Genomic DNA, 234 nt, shown 5'->3' on the forward strand with positions numbered 1-234 from the left:
GGTTGATCCCTGCAGCACCAGCAGCCAGTACCAGTGGCGGGTTTCCTCGAACCGCAATCTGAAGCCGGAGGAATCGAAGAACTGGAATGGCGGCTTCGTGTTCAGCCCGCCCGAAGCACTGTCGATGGCAGTCGACTCCTACGATGTGCAGATCGACAACGTGATCACTTCGGTGCCGCGTCCGCTGGCATGGCGCTACGGCGACGCAGGCCAGCCCGGCTATGGCGTTGATCG

Annotated in this window: 1 protein-coding gene; it reads left to right on the forward strand. The window is 62.0% G+C overall.

The genetic code is table 11. From position 1 onward, the window contains the following. A partial coding sequence (locus tag ACRHNM_RS18290; RefSeq protein WP_431138047.1) for a TonB-dependent receptor domain-containing protein occupies positions 1-234 on the forward strand: 234 nt, incomplete at both ends.

The organism is Psychroserpens mesophilus, assembly GCF_050617655.1.
Taxonomy (GTDB): Bacteria; Bacteroidota; Bacteroidia; order Flavobacteriales; family Flavobacteriaceae; genus Psychroserpens; species Psychroserpens mesophilus_A.